Source organism: Ammoniphilus soli, assembly GCF_040813775.1.
Genome location: NZ_JBEGDL010000012.1, coordinates 128,706 through 150,520 on the forward strand (window position 1 = coordinate 128,706; position 21,815 = coordinate 150,520).

Consider the following 21,815-nt stretch of genomic DNA (forward strand, 5'->3'; position numbering starts at 1 on the left):
ATTTTTGTCCCTTTATCATCCACCCATAGAGCTCCATCGTCATGCCAAAAATCGCCCTTTATGTTAAAATACGGGGAGAAAATCATAGAAAGGAAGGGCTAAACCGGGCCTTTCCACTGACCTGGTTAAACTAGCGGAGAATGAATATGAAGCAAGGAAAAAGAACCAAAAAGCTGCCTTGATGCATAAATTCACGGATAATATGTAATATGGGAAATTACTATGAGGAGCCTCCGGGCTCCTTTTCACTTTTCACCCTGCACAAAAAGAAAGGCGACGAAACGCCTCCTCTATCCACTACATGATGGAATTCCTTCTATTTACCAATTCGTAAAACCACTCCTCATCCCTGGTATCCAAGGCCAAGTCGATTAATGCATCAATATCCTCCAACTGGCTTATAATGTAAGGCGGCAACTTGTGAATATACCGGTATTCGACGGGGTATCCATCTTTTTGCCTTTTTAGGAAGGTTTCCTCCGAAATGGGTTTAGGTTCACCCCAGCGAGCAGAACCGCCTAAATACTCCTGCCGATAATAAAATCGTTTATCCTTATAAATTTCACAGATATATTTCACTTTCTTAAAATGGTCCATAGCGATCCCTCATGCTGTGTTCCCCCTCCCCGAACCTTTTTCTTTCTACTAATATATTCAGATCAGGGGTTGCCGGTTCTAAAACGAACTCGCCTTTATTATCTTTGTACAAAAAACAAAGAAGGAGCGTGTATCATTTCATGCTGGCTCAATTCTTGGAAGGAATTACGCTAGATCCTGCCCTTGTGCTCGTGGCACCCGCACTGAATGTCATAGGCTACGCCCTCAAACAAACACCCTTTATACCAAACTGGCTCATCATTTGGATTTTGCTGGGTTTAGGGATCATCGCAGGCATTCTTAGCATCGGATTTACGGTTAATGGTGTAGCGAATGGAATTATTGCTACAGGAATGGCCATTACGACGCACCAAGCAGTCAAGCAAACCATTGAGCAAAAATGAAGAAGGCAGGATATGGCAAAAAAGTCCATTTTCTATTAAAATAGTACTATATACAAATAGTGAGGAAGTTTGTAAAATGATTCATTATTACTATCGATGTGATTTCTGCGGGGCACATACGATCCATATATTTATCTCCAGGTATGGCAATTACATCTGTTCCAGCTGTACTCAAGATAAACGAAATCACGATCGATTTGATGACCTGGACGAAGATCACGATAATGTCACCTATGAAGGGTAAATCAGAAGATGCTGGACTATTTTTTCCGTCCTAGGCGTAACGATGATTCTTGTATCTCTGAGGCTGATTGTGAATTTTTAGAGTGAGTTACTTTTTTCTAAAAGCAAAAACCTTCCAGCTGCCCTATTGGAAGGTTCTTTTATGCCTATCTACCTTTACAAAAAATCCAACGTTTCCCTTACAAACCACTCCGGATCCTCCACCTGCGGGGAATGCCCCACCCCTGGATGGGTCACCAGCTGGCCATTCGGAAAATACCCGATGGTTCTCGTCATATCATCTAACGAAATTAACACATCCTGTTCTCCATATAGAAGCTTAACCGGCTTGGAAAAGGTCTCTGCCCACTTCGTATAATCGATCTCCCCCAGTGACCTTGCATTTGGGATCGCAGTATGGGTACTGTTCCATGCATCATCGACCAATTCCTGGAATAAAGGCGTATGGGCCCCCATCGGTACGACCGCCGTTAATGCAGCTTGGAGCAGTTCCCGATCGCTCGAATATTGTTCGATCATTTGGTATTTATCCTGTGAAGTCGGAAAACCAAACACCGGTGCAGGATTGAGCAGGATGAGTTTTTCCAAAAGTTCAGGATTCTTTGAAGCAATATCCATCGAGATCGCCCCACCCATTGAATGACCCACAACGGAAAGGCGCTCCAGACCCATTCGTTTGATAAAAGCCAGGACATCATCCCCGTACTGCCAAATCGAGTAGCCAGCTGGGGGCTTCTCCGACTGTCCGCACCCTCTCAGATCTACCATGAACACGGTAAAACACTCTGCCAACGGCTCTTTTACGAGATTCCACCACCGTTTGCTGGCCAGGTTCCCGTGAATCAGCAGAAGGGAGGACTCGCCGTCCCCATGTTTCTCATAGGCCATCTTAAATCCATTTACTGTCACTGTATTCATGCTTCCACCTCCTCTTCATAAAGGATATGATGGATATAGGCCATTGCTTCCTGCAAAGTGTTGGCTTGGATGTCTTCATCCCCTTGCACATGCGTAACCTTGATTCTCCAATGACCCGTAAGCTCATCTTCCGGTTTATAAAAGCGAAGAACAAACGATATCAGCTGTGACCCCATCTACTTCCCTCCTCTGGCCGCCCACTTCTCCTGGATGGTTCCCACGATACCTTTCGGAAAAAACATGACGATTAGAATATAAATGATCCCAAACAGAATCAGCCAGCGTTCAAAAATCCAATGGACTTTCGCCAGCTCGGTTAGCGACTCATGAGCGTATTGAATAATGACAGAACCAAGCAGCGGTCCAAAAAGGGTACCTACTCCCCCCACGATGGTCATGAGCAGGGCATCTACCGTTTTATCCACGGCAAAAACGGAAGTATTCACAAATTTGATGGATAGGGCATACATGATTCCTGCTAAAGAGGCGGATACGCCGGCTACAATATTGGCGATAATCTTGTAATGCACCACTTGGTAACCGAGCGATTCGGTCCGCTGTTCGTTTTCACGGACGGCTACGAGGACTTTTCCCACCGGTGACTCGATAAATCGCCGCAGGCACAAATACATCACGACCATAAAGATGCAGGCTACATAGTAGAACGTCAGCCGGTCATTCAATAGCTTCGGAATGGAAAAAGTAAAGCCGTCATTGCCTTGGGTGAGACTTCTCCACTTTTCTGCCACGATGAAAAACAATTCCGCAAAAGCCAAGGTGATCATCGCATAGAAGGTGGCTTTCAATCGAAGGGATAAAAATCCGATAAACAAGCTAATCACAAAGGCCAAACCGACGGTGACCAACACGGCAAGAAAGAGAACTCCTAACGTATTGTCCCATTGCTTCATCATAATGGCCGTAGCATAGGAACCTAAGCCAAAAAACATAGCATGCCCAAAGGAAATGATCCCTGTGTATCCGAGCAATATATCATACGACATCGCAAACACACCCAGTATAAACATCTGCGACACCATGATCATCGTGCTTCTGGAGTCAAAGACCAAAGGAAACACCAGCATGGCAGCCAGGATCACCAATTGAAAAGCGAGCGATCGGTTCCATAGGGGCTTTTTATCGATCGTAGATGAAAAGACTTTAGCTTCAGTTTTCATTTTCTTCTCACCCCTTTACCCCGAATAATCCGGAAGGCTTAATCAGTAAAACAACCGCCATTAATAGAACGTTTACGGCAAGGGTTCCTTCCGGGAAATAGTAAGCCATGAACGCGCCCGAAAGTCCCACGAGCACGCCAGCCAAAGCCGATCCCTTAATGCTCCCCATGCCCCCGATCACGACGACAATAAAGGCGAGCAGCATGTTTTGCATGCCAATGGATGGGTTGATGGATCCCGAGTAAGGTCCCATCAGGACGCCGCCTAAGGCAGCAAGCCCTGCTCCAAACATGAAAACAAGAGCAAACACTTTCTTAATGTTAATGCCGAGCGCTTGAACCATTTCCTTATTCATCACACCCGCCCGGACGATCAAGCCGATCTTCGTACGATTCATCACATACTCTAGTCCAACGAGCACCAGGAGCCCCACGAGAATAATAAATACGCGGTATTTAATGATAATCACGTCACCCACTTGCCAGCTGCCATCCAAGTAGGAAGGGACCGGCGTCCTATGTTGATTCGGCCCCCAAAATACTTTGAGCAGCTCGCTCAGAACGAGCATCGCCCCCATGGTAATCAAGATTTGCTGAATATGATTGCCGTAAACCGGACGAATAATAAAACGTTCCATAAGAAAACCAAGCAGCACCCCTGCCAAAATTCCGCAGAGAATGCCCACGATAAAGTTCCCTGAAATCAAGTAAAACCAGGCTCCCGCATAGGCTCCCCAGGCAAACAGCCCCCCGTGGGCAAAGTTCAGGACATCCATGAGCCCAAAAATAAGGGTAAGCCCTGCAGCCAGCAAAAAGATCAGCATCCCCGTAGCCAACCCATTGACGCCAAGTGTCAAGATCAAGTCCATCTCTCTATATACCTCCTCTCTCTAAGCGATTCCCAGGTATTGCTTCTTAAGCTGTTCGTCCTGCTTCAAATCTCTCATGGTTCCCGAGTGAACGGTATGCCCATCATCAATAATGTAATAGGAATCTCCCACTCCGCCGGCCATCATAAAGTTTTGCTCCACTAATACCACGGTCGTTTTTTCTTTAATCTGATTGATCGAGTCCATTACCTTCTCGACCATGATCGGGGCGAGCCCCTTGCTCGGTTCATCGATCAGGAGAAGTTCATTATTATTGACATAAGCTCTCGCGATGGCCAGCATCTGCTTCTGGCCGCCGCTCAGATGACCGCCTTTCTTTTTCCAGTAGGTTTTCAGGTCTGGAAAAAGGTTCAGAATATAATCCAAGCTGGCTAGGGTCGGTTCGTCTTCCTTTTGCATCGCGACCTTCATATTTTCTTCTACCGTAAGATCCCCGAAGATCGACTGATCCTCTGGGACGTAGCCAATTCCTTTCTTGGCAATCGTGTAGGTGGGGAGAGCTCCGATTTCCTCCCCTTTGAACGTGACGCTGCCTTTGCTGATAGGATTTAGGCCCATGATGGAGCGGAGTGTAGTCGTTTTTCCTGCCCCATTTCTTCCTAAGAGCACGGTTACCCCCCCTTGCTGGACCTCAAACGAAACCCCTTGCAAAATATGATATTGTCCAATATACGTTTCAATTTGATTAACCTTAAGAAGCGTCGTCATATAATCCTCCCAAGTATGCCGTTTGAACCAGCTGATTGTTCATGATTTCTTCGGGCGTTCCATCAGCGAGAAGCTTTCCGTTAAAAAGAACCGTCAGCGTATCGGAAAGGCCCAGCACCATGTCCATCTTATGCTCGATCAGGATAATGGTCCGGTCCTTCTTTTCTTTAATTCGTTGAATCACTTCCAGAATGGCTGGCACCTCTTCTAGGGACATGCCTGCCGTCGGTTCATCAAATAGCAGGATCTCCGATTCCAGGGCGAGCAGCATGGCAATCTCTAGCTTTCGTTTTTCCCCGTGAGCCAGGTTTTTAGCTAGATGGTCGGCTTTCTTATCCAATAAAACCGTTTCCAGGAGATGATAGGCTTTCTCTTCAAACGATTTAAATTTCTTAAAATGAGAGAAAAAATTATACAGGACGCCCGCCTGGGCTTGCACAGCCAGCCGCACATTTTCCATCACGGTCAGTTGAGGAAATACATTGCTGATTTGAAACGATCGGCCGATCCCGATTCGGGCTCTTTCTGCCGGGGATCGCTTGGTAACATCCTGTCCCTTAAAGAGCACCTGCCCCATGGTAGGCTTCAATTGCCCGCTGAGAAGATTAAAAAACGTCGTCTTCCCCGCCCCATTCGGTCCGATTATGGACTTGAACTGGTTGGCCGGGACCTGGAGGGATACTTGATTAACGGCCGTATGCCCCCCAAAGGAAATGGTTAAATCCTTGGTTTCAAGGATGATTTCGCTCATTGGCTCACCTGCTTTTCGGATGGTTTTTCAGATTCGATATGGTCATCTTACCCAGTTGAGGTTACATATAAGTTACAGTTGTCGAATGGGCTATATCCTGTATAAGGTTATTTTTTAAACAACGTTGTGGATGAGAAAAGATCTCAGTGAATGACACAAATTTAATATCATGCCGTCCCAGTCCATCCACAATGTTCTATAAAAAATGGACTTCCCCACACTTCATGGCTTTCGACATGACCACAACAAAAAAAGCCTGATGATCATCAGGCTAATGTTAACGGTTCGGCGTGCAAAATATTTTGGTGCAGCTGCTGGGTTAAGGAAGAAGGACGAATGCCCAGCTCTTCTCTCAGTTTATCCTCGCACTTTTGATAATACTTCAAAGCCAGTGTGCGATTGTTTTTCATAGCATAGCCATACATGATCAGCCGATAGGCCTCTTCCGAACAGGAATCCGTTTGGATAATCTTCTCGCAGCATTCAATGGCGGCATCGTATTCCTCTTGATGAAGGAAAAGAAAAGCCAACCGTTCCGCCGCCCGCAAATACAGCACCCGCAATCGTTCTTTCTCCTCAATCGACCAATCCTCGTAGCGGCATTCCGGCAAGTAATCCCCTTTGTAAAGCTTCACCGCTTTTTGCAAATAGTCCTTAGCGGCAACCGGGTTCTTATCCTCGAATCCCATTTGGACGAAGGCCTCAAACTCTTCTGCATCAAGCCTATATCCGGAGGCCAGGTTAAATCCGTAAGAAGAGCCGTGCCGCTGCACGTAAAAAGGATTGGTTCGGGCCTTGCGCTGCGGTTCCAGCGCCTTGTTTAAAGCATTCAGCGCAACTTTAAAGTCCCTTCCAGCCACCTCTTCATCCGATTCGCCCCATAAAAGATGATAAATTTCCTCTTTCGGAAGCAAATGCTTTCGGCGGGTGATCAGAAGCTGAAACAGTTGTTTGGCCTTATCGCGCTGCCAGCCCTTATCATCGATTTCCACGTCACCGAGCCATACCCGAAACTGGCCCAGCGTTTCGATTCTCAGCGTATAACCGGGATGGGAGGAGATGTTCTCTAGACCCATCTTTTGCAGAAGGTGGTTCACATAACTCGGCTTCACGTTGCGCTTTTGGGCCTCAAGCAGCATGGGGGCAATCTTTTGAATATCCTTGGGGCTAAACAGCGTTCTTCGTTGGAGCAGAAAGGGATAATCCCCTTGTTGCATCCTTTCTAAAAACTCTTGGATATGAACCGTAAACCCGGTCCACTCCTTCGCTGAAAAATCCACATAACTGAGCCATAAAAAGGTCACCGTGCAGCCAAAAGAATCCCCGACCGCTACGAAGCGCTGGGATGTCTGGAGAAGAAGCTCCCTTCCTTTCTCCCATTGGCCGGATGACGTATAAGCGATCCCGAGACACAGCGAGACAAGGGAAGAAAACCAATGGTCTTGGGCGGACTCGCTTTCCCGCAAAGCCGCCTCCCCATATTGAAGCGCCAGCTCCAAATTCCCCTCCAACCCATGAAGCAAGCATAATCCCATCAGCGGCTCGGCTTTCCCGCGAGAAATTTGCACATCTTCCATGAGCTGCAGCGCATTGGCATAGCATTGCTGGATCGTTTCCCATGCGTAGGGAGTCGAGTGGATCAAAGAAGCGTGACCTAGCCTCATCCAGCCCACCGCCTCCACAAAAGGCGATTTCGCTTCCGTCCCTTGCAAAAGGCCTTTTTCCGCATACCGCTTCGCCTCCTCCCCCTGTCCCAAAAAAGAGGATACAATCGATAACAGCAGGGAAGTTTCCCGATGCGAGTTGGAAAGGCGATAAGGACGCACACCCTCCTGCTGCAGCTTGCGCTCAAGAAGGCGTTTACAAGTTTGCAGGCGTCCGGTGCGCAAGTAAAACCTTGCTTGGAGCTCTCCTTCCTCCATGCCTTGCTGCATGTTCTCAATTTCTTTAAACCAATACTCCGCTTCCACTGGCTGCCCTTTGTTAATCAGGTTTTCCGCGATGAGATGAATGACGCGGAGCTTTTGCTCCGACTCTGAATCCCCTAAAAGCCGAATCGCCTCGCGCAGCAAATGGTCTGCTTTGCCTGGCTGGATGGTGTCCAAATACACTTTCGCCTGGCCTTCCAAGCCCCGGACCTGTCCCGCCACATCCCCTCCTTGCAGGGCAGCCTGGCAGGAACGCTGGTAGTTTTGGATAGCTTCCTGATAATTGCAGCGGTAGCGGTTCATTTCCCCTTTGTAAAACCATAAGGAATAATGCTGGTCCATCACCTCTTCCGGGATCACCTTGAGCAGCTCAGCCAAGCTCTCAAACTCTCCATTCAACACCTTCGTCTCCCCGAAATCACTCAGGGCTTCCCCCATCTCCGGATAAGCGCGAATCATGCGGTAGTGATAGATGGCTTGGTTGTACATCCCTTTCAACTTGTAAAAATGGGCCGCTTTTCGATGGAGCCATTCATATTGCTCATTTTTCTTATATAGCTGCTGCTGCAGGAATTCCCGGAACAGCGCGTGGTACCGGTATTCTCCCGACCCCAAGTAACTAATGAAGGTATTTCGCTGGACAAGCTCCTGAAGCATCTCTCCGGGATTTGGGATATTCAGGAGAAACTGAGCAATCTCTTCATTGAGCTCCGTCAAAATCGAAGTCCGAATCAAAAAGCTTTGCATCTCCGGGGATTGCTTGGATAATACCTCCAACGCCATGAAATGAAAGAGGTCTTCCATTTTCCCCTGGCTCTGCAAGAGAGCAGACAAGTCCGCCCCCTCCCGAAGTTCCTGCCAGATCATATTCAGAGAAATCGCCCAGCCTTCCGTTTTTTGAAACAGCAGCTGCAGCTCCGGCATGGGAATATCCACTTCAAATTGATCCTGGAACAGCACTTCAATTTCATCCAGCTGAAAGGACAAGTCCTTTTGATTAATGTCAAGGATCATATTTTTGAGTTTCATAGAATACAAAAAGTCCCAATCCGGCTTAATCCGGCTAGACAGGACCAGATGGACGTGCGGCGGCAGGTTTTGCACAAACAGCTTCACCCACTCTGTTACCAGATGGGAATGGTTCAAGTAATGAAAATCGTCTATCACGATCACAAAGGGTTCCTCTGAAATGGCAAAACACTCGTTGAGAATCAGGCGAGAGAAGTAATTCATCTCCTCATGGTTAAAATACCAATCCCCCTGATTCAGATTCCGGAGAAGCTCTTCCCCGAAGGAGGGAAACTGCATCCGGATCGAATGGATCAAATGAATTAAAAAAGGAAACATGTCATCATCATGTTCCGAAACACTATACCAGCAAACGGGCAGCTTCGATTCCCGCGCAAAAAGACTGAGTGCGGTGCTTTTTCCATAGCCCGGGCCGGAGTAAAGAAGCGTGAGGGAATAGTCCGGGATGGTGCGAAGCTTTTTCTCCAGATCCACCCTCCTTAAAATATTCGATTTCACTAGAGGCAGCGTCAACTTCGACTTTAATACGGGGCTTCTCCAATTCATAGGAACCTCCAGGGTAAATGAACATTATTATTCCAAAAATAGGTAGTAACTCTATCATAAGATCTTTCCCCAGATTTTTCTAGTAGAATCCAGTAAAAAGTAAGGATGCCTCGGCGAAATCGAGACATCCTCGTAAGGGTTTGCTATTTATTTAAAACTGGCGGTTCCGTTTCTTCAGGAGAAAGCTCACGCAGCAGGGTAGGCACCAAGTGGTCATAGCCCTCTTTCTTTTCTAGCTTGATCGCATAAAGCGTCTGCAGCGCCTGATGATCTTCCGCACGGAACTTCATCTTGCCCTTCGGCGTATCAAATTCCATGCCTTCCATCGCCGCGATCAACTGATCGGCATCGGTAGAGCCGGCTTTCTTAATGCCTTCTACAATAGAAATGGCAGCGGACATGCCTCCAGCTGTGAACAAGTCGGGTACACTGTTAAAGCGCTTTTTATGCTCTTCAACTAGCCACGTGTTGATAGGGTTGTTCGGCAGCTCATTATAATAGACGCTGAACCCTTCCATTCCCTCCAGGTTGCCCATCGTTTTGAGAGCCGCAATATCTGGGGCACCGGTAGAAATCTTGATTCCTTTTTCCGGAAGCTTCATGTCAATCAGGTTTTTCCAAGGGGCATTCGCGCCAGCCCAAATGACAAACACATAATCCGGTTTGGCTTCAATAATCTTTTGGACGTTTGCTGTGAAGTCCGTTGCGTTGGGATCCGCATACTCCTCCAAAACGATTTCGGCTCCCAGCTCTTTGGCCTCCTTCACAAATGCCGCCGTACCATCGCGGCCAAACGCATAATCCGGCGCTAACGTGGCAATTTTCACGCCAGGCTTGGCAATCGCAGCCGCTCCTGCCGCAGCATCTTGGGAAGAATTTCGCGCCGTGCGGAAAATATGGCGATTCCACTCAGAACCTGTAATGCTGTCGGCTACCGCCGGTTCAACGACCATCACTTTATTGAACTCTTCCACGAGCGGAAGAACCGCTAACGTATCCCCTGAGCTCGCACTTCCTACGAGCACGTCGACATTATCTTCTTCAAGCAATTTCGTTGCTTTTTGCACGGCGATGTCCGGTTTGGTTTGCGTGTCTTCCACCACAATCTCGATCTTGCGGCCATCGATTTCCCTCTTGCCATCGGTCGCATAATCAATTCCCAGCTCAAACCCGTTTAGCATTTGGTTTCCATACGCCTCCAGCACCCCGGTTTTCGAGGTGACGATGCCGATTTTAATGGGAGCTTTGTTTTCATTTTGGGCTGGTGAAGCGGCTGGCTGTTCGGCTGGTTTATCTGTTCCTCCCGTTGTGCTCTGGTTCCCCCCTCCACATGCCGTGACAAGCATCATCGATGCGGCTAGAACCCCCATGAGAAAGCGATTTCTACCTTTGGTGCGACTGATCATTTCTTAGCCCCCTTTTTTTTCTTTACTCATTTTATATAAAATGGAAGTTACACCTTAGTTACACAGCGCTTGAAGCTGGTTCACCATTTGTTTGCGGTCGATTTTCCCTATCGGTGTTTTGGCTAGTTCTTCAACAAAGAAGATGTTTTTTGGAACTTTATATTTGCCTAAATGGCAGGCCACATAATCCATCACGTCTTGTTTAGTGAGCGTTCGGTTTGGCTTTAATACGATCGCAGCAGAAACCACCTCTCCCCATTTCGCATCAGGGATCCCCACGACAACCGCTTCATCCACCGAAGGGTGTTGATCCAAAAGGTGCTCTACCTCCTGGGGATAGACATTTTCCCCGCCGGTGATGATCATATCCTTTTTTCGCCCCACGATATAATGGTAGCCCTCCCCGTCCCGCTTGACTAAGTCCCCGGTCCGCAGCCATCCATCCTGCTTGGCCTCCCGCGTTTCTTCCGGTTTATTGTAGTAGTACTCGAACACGTGATGACCTTGGATATAAAGCTCACCTACTTCATGCGGTGCCGCTTCCTGGCCTTCGTCATTCACGATCTTCACCATGGAATGAAACATGGGTTTCCCAACAGACCCTCGCTTTTTCAACGCATCCGAAGGATGGATATAAAAATTGTTTGGTCCCGCTTCCGTCAGCCCATAGCCTTCCTTAAAGGAAAGGCCGCGCTTTTCAAACGCTTCGTAAATCGAATGCGGGCAAGGCGCTCCGCCAGACAAGAAAGTGTGGACACTTTCGAAGGAAGCCTCCTCAAAAGCCGGATCCGCGATCATCATATGATACATAGTTGGCACCAAGAGAACGATCGTGCACCGTTCCAGATCCAGCGTGCGGATCGCTTGGACCGGATCAAAATTGTGGCCGAGAATCACCTTTCCTCCCATATGAAGAATGGGCAGGGAAAGCGCATTAAGCCCGCCGGTGTGAAACATCGGCATATAGGTCACCGTCGTTTCTCTATCCGAAATCCCCCAGCTGACAATCGTATTGATGGAATTCCAAAACACATTTTTATGGGAGAGAACGACTCCCTTCGGCCTCCCCGTCGTCCCTCCTGTGTAGATAATGAGGAACGGATCCTCCTGGGTGACAGGCACTTGTCGAAAAGTGCCTGTCACTTGTCGAATTTCTAGATACTCCTCCGTACTATGGGAAGGAATTCCAGGTTGAAGAATACCTTGCATCGACGGATGATAAAATAACAGCTTCGGCTGGCAGTCGTCCAGTATATATTCCAGCTCAGAAACACCTAAACGGTAATTCAGCGGAACAAAAATCGCTCCGATTCTCCCGCAAGCAAACAGCAATTCCAGGCAACAAACGGCATTGGGGGAAATCAGGGCCACGCGATCACCCTTGCCTACTCCCCGTTCCTGCAAAAATCCGACAGCCTTGGACACTTCCCCATCCAACTGCTGATACGTCCAGCGGCCGCCTGACTCCAACTCTACAACTGCTTCCCGATTGGGGGTCAGCCTCGCTCGGCTAGCTAGCCAATCCGTCTCCCATATCATGATTTTCTCGCCCCACTTCTGTAAGTTCATCTGTATGACTAGTGTAAAGGAGTGAAGTTTCAATTGAGTTACAAGATAATGGGGAGATCCAGCCGGTAGGCAGGTGAGGCGGGGAGGCGCATTGGTGGGGGCGGTCCGATAATCTTAAGCCGCCAACGAATTCCGTTCCTTGCTTGCCATTTTTTCATAAACCACACTGACGACATAAATGCCCAATGAACTGGATGCGGTTAAAACCATAGAAAATAAGGTTTCTCTGCCCCCGATAACAAACAAACTCAGAGGATACACGGTACAATCAATAAAAAAGATGGTTTTGCTGAGCGAGAAGCCATAGCGCAAATGAAGCATTCTGCCCAGTAGCGATCCGCCGCCTAAGCTGGCATTCATTTTTACAAGGATGCCTAAAGATAACCCCATCCAAAACCCGCCAACGATACTTCCGATCCATATATTTTTAATACCATAAGAAATAAGATCATTTTGCAGGATCCCAACGATGATAGAAAGGCAGGTCATACTAATAATGGATTTATAAAAGAGATCCCGGTATCTAAAAAAGGCGAAGAGAAAAAGCGGCAGATTAAACAGAAAGAGACTCAACCCGATATTCATCTTAAAAATATAGTAAGACATTAAACTTAATCCTGTCATCCCGCCGTTCATAATTTGGTTGGGAACAGCAAACAGCAGATTTCCTACACCAAAAAATAAGATAGCTATAAATAAAATCACATAACGCATAAAACACCACCTTACTCTAGTAATATTCAGTACCGATACCAAAAGCAAAAAGAGGCTATCGCGTAACCGATAGCCCAAAAACGCCAATCATGGATGAGCGCCTATAAAGTCTTGTTCATGCTTCCGCTCCGATATCCAAGAAGATCCATGGTCACATACGTATAGCCATAACCTTGAATGATTTTTACAATTTCCTTGTGTTTCTTCAGCAGCGTTGGCATATCCTTCGGCTCTACCTCGATTCTTGCCGTCTCTCCATGTGTGCGAACCCGAACTTGACGAAGCCCTAGACTTTGCAAATAGTGTTCGGACTTATCAATTTTTGATAGTTTCTCCAGCGTAATTTTTTCCCCATACGCGATCCGTGAAGAAAGGCAGGCAAAAGAGGGCTTATCCCATGTCAGCAAGCCTAGATCTTTAGATAAAGCTCGTATCTCCTCTTTATATAAATCCGCTTCCTGCAACGGACCTCGAACCCCCATCTCCTTCGCAGCCTTGGTCCCCGGTCTATGTTCGCTTAAATCGTCCGCAATTAAACCAAATACAATATTCTTGTATCCCTGGGATTGCATAATGGGGATCAAATGCTCAAACAAACTTTTCTTGCAAAAATAACATCGATTTTGGGTATTTTCCGCATACCCGGGAATATCCAGTTCTGACGTCTCAATCACTTGATGACGAACACCTAGTTCATCAGCCATTTTCCGCGCCTCCATTAACTCACTCGAAGGGTATGTCTCGGAATCGGCCGTAACTGCCAGAACATTCTCAGGCCCCAAGCTATCCAGGGCCACTTTGAGAAGGAAAGTGCTGTCTACTCCTCCTGAAAATGCAACGACCACGCTCTCCATTTCTTGAAGGATCCGCTTTAATTTCTCAACCTTTTCTTGTAGCATTTCTCGTAAAGCTCCCTTTCCATGACATCATAAGCTGCATCAGAATTATGCTGACCCTCTGCAACTGCTGCAATAATTCTTTAATCTGTCACTGACTCCGCATTGCGGCGATTTTCATATACTGATGGATTTACTATATGCTGAAGCTCCTTACCTAGAATTCCCGCAATAATATTTTCCGAAGCCATAATAGCCATCCTCGTTCTTGTCGCGATACTTGCACTGCCGATATGAGGCAGCGCCGTCACATTCGGCAGACTAAGAAGAGGGTGATTGGCCTGAATCGGTTCAACATCGAACACATCCAGCCCAGCAGCCCAAATCGTCCCATTCTTAAGAGCATTATAAAGCGCTGCTTCATCCACATTCGTCCCTCTTGAAGAATTGATAAAGATGGCATTTGATTTCATTAAGCCAAATTCCCTGGCTCCCATCAATCGATGAGTGCCGGATCCTCCAGGAGCAAGCAGCACGACATAATCAGATTGTCGAAGAAGATCATCGAGTTCGCAATAGCTCGCCCCCAGCTGTTCCTCGACTTCAGGGCGCCTGTTGCGGTTGTGATAAAGAATATTCATCTTAAAACCAGTTGCTCTCTGGGCTACTGCTTCACCGATCCTTCCCATTCCGATGATCCCGATCGTTGCACCATAAATATCTTGGCCGGTTAACAGCATGGGAGACCAACTCGTCCACTTTCCCGATTTCACATAGTCATGTCCCTCTACGACCCGTCTGGCCGTAGCCATCAATAAGGCAAATGTAAGATCTGCCGTCGTTTCAGATAACACGCCGGGAGTATGACCGACAGCTATGCCTCTTTCTGTAGCTGCCTGGACATCAATGTTATCAAACCCAACGGCCATGGTGCTGATGACTTTCAAATTTGGTGCCGACTCCATGACTTCTCGGTCAATTTTATCAGCAACATTGGTATAAATCGCTGCAGCATCCCTTACTTCTTCAAGCAATACATGCTGCGGAATGGCATCTTCCTCACGATCCCAAACGAATAGTCTCGCATGCTGCTCCAACAATTCCAAAGCCTGTTGAGGAATTTTTCTGGTAATTACTACTTTTGGCAGATTCATTTTACTCCCTCCCCTAATCTCAAGAAAAAGGGAACAGTTCTTGATCTGTTCCCTTCCCTCTTATGCCTCTCTCTTTGGAGCTAGCTCGATGCCTTGGCGGATTGCTTCCTTTAAGCTTAATTCGTCAGCAATTCCTTTACCGGCAATATCAAAAGCCGTTCCATGGTCAACACTCGTTCTAATAATAGGTAAGCCAACCGTTATGTTAACCCCTGCTTCCAATCCCAGCACCTTCACCGGCCCATGGCCCTGATCATGATACATGGCCACAACAACATCGAAATCACCTCGCACCGTACGGAAAAACAAGGTGTCGGCCGGAAGCGGACCGAATACTTGCATTCCTTCTTGCTGTGCTCGCTCTACACCGGGAATGACTTTTTCCTCTTCTTCCCCATAACCGAACAATCCATTCTCTCCCGCATGCGGATTGATGCCGCAAACCGCAATTCTTGGCTGTTCATATCCGGCTTTTTTCAGCGTATCATGGGCAAGCTTAATCACGTTGTAAACGCGTTGCGGGTTAATCATTTTCACCGCATCCAGAATTCCGACATGGGTCGTTACGTGGATCACCTTCAGCTTCGGAGCAGACAGCATCATCGAGAAATCCTTCGTATTCGTCAACTCAGCGAGAATCTCCGTATGCCCCGGATAGATATGCCCCCCCTTATGCAGGGCTTCTTTATTCAAAGGAGCGGTACAAATGACGTCAATCTTTCCTTCGTTCGCTAATTCAATGGCTTTCTCCAAATAGCGAAATGCAGCGTTTCCCGCTTCGGCGGATACCTGTCCGAACGGAAGATCTGCTGGAAGCAAATTTAAATCTATACAATCTACCGTCCCAAATTCAAATCGGGCTTCCTCCGGTGACTCAATCACACGCAATTTTAAACCTGCGTCCACAACCTGATTGGCACGCTCCAATATTTTAGCGTCACCAATAACAAATGGGGCACAATTGTCATAAACGGAAGCGTCCTTTAAAGACTTCATGATAATTTCCGGACCTACTCCTGCTCCATCACCCATAGTAATTCCAATGATTGGCTTACCCATATCATGTTCACCCTTTTCTTATATTAAATTAAAAAGCTTTTCGCAGCAGTTCCTCATAGCCTTTTTGAGTGGGAACGCGCGGATTGTTTCTAACTAAGCGATTGATCTGCAAAGCCTTTTCCGCAATTTCAGGAATATCCTTAGCTTCTATTCCAATCTGCGACAACTTAGATGGCAATCCGATTTCTTCAAGCAGGTTCAGGACAGCCTGTACAGCTGCAAGACCTGCTTCCTTTTTGGAAAGCCCTTGCGTATTCACCCCGAATGCTTGAGCAATCTTCACCATCTTCTCTGTCTCGACATCAACATTGAATTCCATTACATAAGGAAGCAGCAATCCCGTCACTTCTCCATGCGGGGATTTGACTAAACCGCCGATGGGGTAAGCTAAAGCATGGGCAGATGCGGTTCCCGCATTGGAGAAGGCCATCCCTGCCAATAGACTTCCCAAAAGCATATTTGAACGTGCCTCTATATTCGTTCCTTGCTGTACAGCCAAGGTAAGATTGCTGGCAATCAGTTCAATGGCCTGCAAAGCCAATGCGTCACTGATAGGAATGGATCCCTGGAACAGAATCGGCCCTTCCGCTTGAATATAGGAATAGGGTTTCGCCGTATAAGCTTCTACAGCATGGGATAATGCATCGATTCCGGAACAAGCTGTTACATAAGCCGGAAGACCGATCGTCAACTCTGGATCAAGAAGAGCTACCGCAGGGCGCAAATAATTGTCAGAAACCCCTACCTTCAAGTTATTCTCCACATCCGTCAAAACGGCTACCGAAGTGACTTCCGACCCGGTTCCAGCCGTCGTCGGAATGGCGATGAGGGGAGCAATCGGTCCTGGAACTTGATTTTCGCCGGCATAATCGAGCGGATGCCCTCCATGCGCTACAAGCAAAGCTACGATTTTTGCCATATCGATGCTGCTTCCGCCGCCTAGGCCAATAATAGCATCCGTATCCATTTGGGATTTAGCGAATTCATAGCAATCAAAAGCCGATTGAACCGGAGGCTCCGGAACGACTTGATCATAGACCACTACATTATAATCCGCTTCCTTAAGCAAGGATAACACCCGGTCAGCAATACCGGCATGCTTGATGCCCGGATCAGTGACTAACAGCACATTCTTCGCTTTCAATCTTTGCAATATAGTATCCAATTGTTGAACAGACCCATTACCAAATACAATCCGTTCCGTAGAATAGAACTCCCATGTGTTTCTCATCCAATTTCTCCCTCCCTGTTACAGGCTAATTACAACTATCTTTTCATCTGTCATTTCTTGTACGGCATGATGGGGTCCTTCTTTTCCAATCCCGCTGTCTTTTATGCCGCCATATGGCATAACATCGGCACGCCAAGTAGAAACATCGTTAATGATGACGCCTCCGAACTCCAAGCTGTGGGCAGCCCGCATAGCAAGCGTAATATCGGATGTAAACAATCCGACCTGTAAACCGAAACGGCTGTCATTCGCTTGACGGAAAGCATCATCAATATCATCGAAAGGAATGATGCTAATCACCGGAGCAAAGACTTCCTGGCAAACCACTTTCATTTCCGGCGTGACATCAGTAAGGATGGTTGGATCCAGCACTGCGCCTGATCTCTTGCCGCCGACCACGACTCTTGCCCCCGCTTCAACAGCTTCTTGAATCCATTGTTCAGCGCGTGCGGCTTCTTTTTCCGATATCATAGGTCCAACGTCAGTTGCCGGATCTTCCGGATTCCCCACGTTTAACGACTGGGCCACATCAACAGCTTTATCCATAAAACGATCCAGGATATCGCAATGGACATAAACCCGTTGAACAGAAATACAAGCCTGTCCAGCATTGACATACCCGCGCGTAACGCAAAGCTCCGCAGCTTTTTCAATATCCGGAGCATCCTTGTGAACAATGTTCGGAGAATTATTCCCCAATTCCAAAGTTACTCGGCGAATGCCGGTCACACTCTTGATATGGCGCCCCACTCCCGGGCTTCCGGTAAATGTAAACATGGCGATCCGATCATCTTCCAGCAGATATTGACCGGTCTCTTGACCGAGACCATTCACGATGTTCAAAAACCCTGCCGGCAAACCAGCTTCCGTAAGGATGTCTGCCATCTTGCAGGCAATGATCGGAGTCAGCTCTGCAGGCTTCAGAACGACCGTATTCCCCGCAGCAATAGCAGGGGCCACTTTATGTGCCGTTAAATTAAACGGAAAGTTAAAAGGTGTAATAGCACCGATGACACCTACCGGGACACGAATGGAAAAAGCCATCTTATTCTCTGCCCCAGGTTGTCCGAGCGGAATTCCTTCGCCGGCAATGCGTTTTGCCTCTTCTGCCGAAGCGATAAATGTCTGTATGCCTCGGTCAATTTCTCCGCGGGCATCCTTCAGCACTTTTCCCACTTCCCGCACAAGAATCATGGCTAGTTCTTCCTTGCGCTCCTTAAAGATTTCTGCTGCACGCATTAAGATCTCATAACGCTGCCAAGGAGTTAATTTCATCGAGTGGAAGGTTTCAAATGCATTCGTTACGGCTTCTGTTACGACCTCTCGAGAAGCCTTTCCGATTTTTGCAAACTCTTCACCTGTATACTTATTTTTCACCGATAAGGCTTCCGGACTCTCCATCCATTCACCGTTTATATAGTGCCCATACATCATTTTGCCGCTCCCCCTTGATTACCAATTGATCAATGACCCAAGCTGGGTAAATAGCCATCCTCGCCAAAATTCATCGGCTCTAATTCTCCCACGATTTCAACCGAATCGAGCCCTTGAATCTCAGCTAAGATGGGCTCGGAAACATAGAGATATTCCAAATGAAGGGTATTGGGAATCCAAACGATTCTTGCCTGCTCCGGTGATACGCCCCAGTTCGACCGCAGCGCTGCCGAAATAGCTTCCCTGTCACTATCCAGGACCATCGGAATAGCCGCACGGGAAAGGAATGTGCTTGTCACCACATTTTCATTCATTTTTTTGAAGTCCACTTTATCGAAAAATCTTTTTGTCGTTAAATCAGCTAATCCGATTCCCAATGCGTTGCCATGGGATTCCTCGCTTATGTCCCTTGCCAATATATATTTTATGCGCGGGGATTTAGGTTCCTCGACGCCAAGTATCCTGATTCGCCCAATAATATTCGTATCCATTCCCGTACCGCTGTAATTCTTTCCGATTTCATCTACTATGAGCAAATCGATATCTTCAACAGGCAATTTGGGCATTAGGGCTGCTGATTCTTCCAATAACTTCCGCTCCCTGACTCTGATTTCATCGGTGGGTACAGCTTCAATTTTTGCCGTTTGCTCATAAGCATTTTCAATGATCCCTATTCCACATAGGATGTTCGCCTTTTCGAACATCACCTCAGCGACCTTCGGCATGATATCCCGGATGCCATGCACACCATAGCTATGAATAAGAAGAGCCTGCTTATGCTTTCCCAGACCGATGGCCGCCATTTTCATCAGTCCGCTTTCGATTCCGATAGGGGATTTAAAATCGGTATGTACCTTGATCCTGCCCACTAAAAGAATCCCATCCGCCTCCCAAGCGTTGCGATCGATGTGAACGGGCATGCCATCTTTGGTTTCACCGACTTGTACGACTTCCATCGAAGAAACAATCGGGGCTCCGCAAAACGACTCGGTAATTCCCAAACTCTCCAGTACCTCCACTTGACCTTCAGCCGTTGCACCACCGTGGCTTCCCATAGTCGGGACAATAAACGGAGAGGCCTCAAGCTTCTTAAACTCGTTGACCGTCGCTCGCACGATCTCGGCAATATTAGCAATTCCACGACTTCCGGCTGTTATGGCAATTCGCATGCCGGGCTTCACTTTGTCACGCATCCCAATGTCTGTAAACTGCTTCGCTACCGCAGCATCAATATCTTCAACAACCGGACCATGGAAACGTTGTTTTACTTTTACCATGCGAGGGAAATTCAATGTTTTTTCCTCCTTCAAATGATCTATGGCTTATGGTTTTGATGATTTTGTAAAGCTAACACCTTTGTGTTAGCTTCTTAAACGATTATAGGTTTTGCTAATTATTTCAACAGGGACGGCAGCCAAGTTGAGATAGCCGGAAAATACGTGATAATGAGAATATCAAGAACCAGCGTAATAAAGAATGGAAGCATCGCTTTCGTAATATCCTCTAATTTGATATTAGCAATCTGACAGGCTACAAATAGGTTTACTCCTATTGGCGGAGTAATCATTCCCATCGCCAAGTTAACAATTACAATCATTCCGAAGTGAACAGGATCAATACCCAAGGCGACCGCTACGGGGGTAAGCAATGGAGCTAATATAATGATTGCGGCAGATGTCTCAAAGAACATGCCGACAACAAGAAGCAAGATATTGATCAAGGCCAAGAATACAATGGGACTTTCGGAAAAAGAAGTAAAGAATGCAGCGACTTTTTGCGGCACTTGTTCACGAGTCAAAATCCACCCGAACATACCCGCGTTAGCGATAATGATCATAATAATGGATGTCGTAATGGACGATTTGGTGAAGATCTCAATAAGATTTCTCCAATTTAATTCCTTATAAATAAATACGCCTACGATTAGCGCATAGACAACGGCCACGACAGAAGCTTCGGTTGGAGTAAAGTACCCGCCATAAATTCCGCCCAAGATGATAACTGGCATTAATAAAGCTAAGGATGCTTCCTTGAATGCCTTGAATCTTTGTCCCCAGGTCATGCCTGCTTCGCCTTTATAGCCTTTTTTCTTAGAGAGGAACCAGACCGTGAAGATCAAAGAGCCCCCAATTAAGATACCCGGCAAAAATCCGGCTATGAAAAGATCTCCAATAGAAACACCGGCAGTAATACCGAACAGGATCATTGGAATAGAAGGGGGGATAATCACCCCAAGCTCTCCGGATACCGCTTGAGTGGCACCGGCAAATCTGACATCATACCCTTTCTTTACCATCGCCGGAATCAGAATGGATCCCAAAGCTGCCGTCGTTGCGGCACTGGACCCCGAGATCGCCGAAAAGAACATGGCGGTTACGACGGTTACAACCGCTAATCCTCCCGTCATGCCCCCAGCCAAAGAGTTTGCGAAATTCACAAGCCGCTTAGAAATCCCTCCTGTTTCCATCAAGGAACCCGCAAGGATAAAGAAAGGAATCGCCATCAGCGGAAAAACGTCCAATGCTGCAAACATCCGCTGGATTAACACTAATAACGGCATGCTCCCTTCCGTGAGGAAGGCAATCATGGAAGCCAAACCGAGCGAAAGAGCAACAGGGACACTCAACAGCAATAAAACCAATAAAGATATAAACATTATGCTTGCCATGTTTTATTCGCTCCCCTTAAAAAATTCCCGGTTGGTTTCATTGTTCCACACTTCAATAAAGACAGCGATGGAATTGAGCAGCATAAAAATTCCGCTTACCGGAATCGCCGCATACGGAATCGCCATGGAAATTTTCAATCCTGGAGATAACTGTGATGAAACGTGGGTAATCATTTCAAATCCATACACAATCATAACGATAAATAAGGTCATAGAAATGACGAGCACAGTGAGCCTAAGTATTTTCTTCGCTGAATCACTGAGCCGCTCCGCGATCGCTTCCATCCCGATCAACGCACTGTAGCGCACTGCCAGTGAAGCACCGACAAACACGAGCCAAATCATCGCATATCTTGCTAGCTCCTCGGTCCATCTGGGCAATTGAAGATCGGTATAAGCAGACAGCATGCGAACGACTACCTGATAAGCAATCAATGCCGTCATTACGGCCATCAAAAAGGCTGCAAAATAACGCAATAGTTTATTTAAGGCATCAATGCCTTGAACAATCCCCTTCAAGTTTTCACCCCGCTGTATTGCGGAGCGGATAGGT

The 21,815-nt window shown here is 47.1% G+C and carries 21 protein-coding genes; 2 read left to right on the forward strand and 19 right to left on the reverse strand.

Translation table 11 applies throughout. The annotated features are described in order from the left end of the window. Positions 1-297 precede the first annotated feature (297 nt). Positions 298-597, reverse strand: coding sequence for an IDEAL domain-containing protein (locus ABLT31_RS21770; RefSeq protein WP_367755628.1), 300 nt, complete (start codon positions 595-597; stop codon positions 298-300). 140 nt (positions 598-737) lie between these two features. Here ABLT31_RS21770 and ABLT31_RS21775 point away from each other — a divergent pair, with 140 nt between their 5' ends. Both ABLT31_RS21775 and ABLT31_RS21780 read left to right on the forward strand, forming a co-directional pair. After that, positions 738-1,001 (forward strand): phage holin family protein, encoded by a 264-nt coding sequence (locus ABLT31_RS21775; RefSeq protein WP_367755630.1) that lies wholly within the window; start codon positions 738-740, stop codon positions 999-1,001. 76 nt (positions 1,002-1,077) lie between these two features. Then, complete coding sequence (locus tag ABLT31_RS21780; RefSeq protein WP_367755632.1) at positions 1,078-1,245, forward strand: hypothetical protein; 168 nt, start codon at positions 1,078-1,080, stop codon at positions 1,243-1,245. Between the two features lie 155 nt (positions 1,246-1,400). Here the strand turns inward: ABLT31_RS21780 and ABLT31_RS21785 are convergent, their stop codons facing one another. The 18 genes from ABLT31_RS21785 to ABLT31_RS21870 all read right to left on the reverse strand — a co-directional run bounded on the left by ABLT31_RS21785 (position 1,401) and on the right by ABLT31_RS21870 (position 21,781). Continuing rightward, complete coding sequence (locus ABLT31_RS21785; protein WP_367755634.1) at positions 1,401-2,162, reverse strand: alpha/beta fold hydrolase; 762 nt, start codon at positions 2,160-2,162, stop codon at positions 1,401-1,403. Continuing rightward, the gene (locus ABLT31_RS21790; protein WP_367755636.1) at positions 2,159-2,338 is read right to left on the reverse strand and encodes a hypothetical protein; all 180 of its coding nucleotides are present in this window, start codon (positions 2,336-2,338) and stop codon (positions 2,159-2,161) included. Before ABLT31_RS21790 ends, ABLT31_RS21785 begins: the two co-directional genes overlap by 4 nt. Further along, positions 2,339-3,340, reverse strand: a complete 1,002-nt coding sequence (locus ABLT31_RS21795) for a branched-chain amino acid ABC transporter permease (RefSeq protein WP_367755638.1) — start codon at positions 3,338-3,340, stop codon at positions 2,339-2,341. A 7-nt stretch (positions 3,341-3,347) separates the two neighbouring features. Then, the gene (locus ABLT31_RS21800; RefSeq protein WP_367755640.1) at positions 3,348-4,208 is read right to left on the reverse strand and encodes a branched-chain amino acid ABC transporter permease; all 861 of its coding nucleotides are present in this window, start codon (positions 4,206-4,208) and stop codon (positions 3,348-3,350) included. A gap of 21 nt (positions 4,209-4,229) precedes the next feature. Next, the gene (locus tag ABLT31_RS21805) at positions 4,230-4,937 is read right to left on the reverse strand and encodes an ABC transporter ATP-binding protein (protein WP_367755642.1); all 708 of its coding nucleotides are present in this window, start codon (positions 4,935-4,937) and stop codon (positions 4,230-4,232) included. After that, the gene (locus ABLT31_RS21810) at positions 4,921-5,688 is read right to left on the reverse strand and encodes an ABC transporter ATP-binding protein (protein ID WP_367755645.1); all 768 of its coding nucleotides are present in this window, start codon (positions 5,686-5,688) and stop codon (positions 4,921-4,923) included. The genes ABLT31_RS21805 and ABLT31_RS21810 overlap by 17 nt, the downstream gene beginning before the upstream one ends. 266 nt (positions 5,689-5,954) lie before the next feature. After that, complete coding sequence (locus ABLT31_RS21815) at positions 5,955-9,191, reverse strand: BTAD domain-containing putative transcriptional regulator (RefSeq protein WP_367755647.1); 3,237 nt, start codon at positions 9,189-9,191, stop codon at positions 5,955-5,957. A gap of 143 nt (positions 9,192-9,334) precedes the next feature. Beyond that, entirely contained in the window at positions 9,335-10,597 is a 1,263-nt protein-coding gene (locus tag ABLT31_RS21820) for a substrate-binding domain-containing protein (protein ID WP_367755649.1), read from the reverse strand. A 54-nt stretch (positions 10,598-10,651) separates the two neighbouring features. Beyond that, entirely contained in the window at positions 10,652-12,166 is a 1,515-nt protein-coding gene (locus ABLT31_RS21825; protein WP_367755651.1) for an acyl-CoA synthetase, read from the reverse strand. A 114-nt stretch (positions 12,167-12,280) separates the two neighbouring features. After that, a complete protein-coding gene (locus ABLT31_RS21830; RefSeq protein ID WP_367755653.1) occupies positions 12,281-12,880 on the reverse strand; it encodes a YitT family protein in 600 nt (199 codons plus the stop codon). A 101-nt stretch (positions 12,881-12,981) separates the two neighbouring features. Beyond that, a complete protein-coding gene (larE, locus tag ABLT31_RS21835; RefSeq protein ID WP_367755655.1) occupies positions 12,982-13,779 on the reverse strand; it encodes an ATP-dependent sacrificial sulfur transferase LarE in 798 nt (265 codons plus the stop codon). A gap of 80 nt (positions 13,780-13,859) precedes the next feature. After that, positions 13,860-14,870 (reverse strand): 2-hydroxyacid dehydrogenase, encoded by a 1,011-nt coding sequence (locus ABLT31_RS21840; RefSeq protein WP_367755657.1) that lies wholly within the window; start codon positions 14,868-14,870, stop codon positions 13,860-13,862. 60 nt (positions 14,871-14,930) lie between these two features. Next, positions 14,931-15,929 carry a 4-hydroxythreonine-4-phosphate dehydrogenase PdxA gene (gene pdxA, locus ABLT31_RS21845; protein ID WP_367755659.1) on the reverse strand — a complete coding sequence of 333 codons (999 nt, stop codon included), beginning with the start codon at positions 15,927-15,929 and terminating at the stop codon, positions 14,931-14,933. Positions 15,930-15,957: 28 nt separating this feature from the next. Next, positions 15,958-17,160, reverse strand: a complete 1,203-nt coding sequence (locus ABLT31_RS21850) for a hydroxyacid-oxoacid transhydrogenase (protein WP_367755661.1) — start codon at positions 17,158-17,160, stop codon at positions 15,958-15,960. Positions 17,161-17,178: 18 nt separating this feature from the next. Further along, on the reverse strand, positions 17,179-18,594 hold the full coding sequence (locus ABLT31_RS21855) for an aldehyde dehydrogenase family protein (protein ID WP_367755663.1): 1,416 nt from the start codon (positions 18,592-18,594) through the stop codon (positions 17,179-17,181). Between the two features lie 29 nt (positions 18,595-18,623). Beyond that, the gene (locus ABLT31_RS21860) at positions 18,624-19,886 is read right to left on the reverse strand and encodes a nickel pincer cofactor-dependent isomerase, group 22 (RefSeq protein ID WP_367755665.1); all 1,263 of its coding nucleotides are present in this window, start codon (positions 19,884-19,886) and stop codon (positions 18,624-18,626) included. Positions 19,887-19,987: 101 nt separating this feature from the next. Beyond that, positions 19,988-21,262, reverse strand: coding sequence for a TRAP transporter large permease (locus ABLT31_RS21865; protein ID WP_367755667.1), 1,275 nt, complete (start codon positions 21,260-21,262; stop codon positions 19,988-19,990). A gap of 3 nt (positions 21,263-21,265) precedes the next feature. Then, entirely contained in the window at positions 21,266-21,781 is a 516-nt protein-coding gene (locus ABLT31_RS21870) for a TRAP transporter small permease (protein ID WP_367755669.1), read from the reverse strand. Positions 21,782-21,815 lie beyond the last annotated feature (34 nt).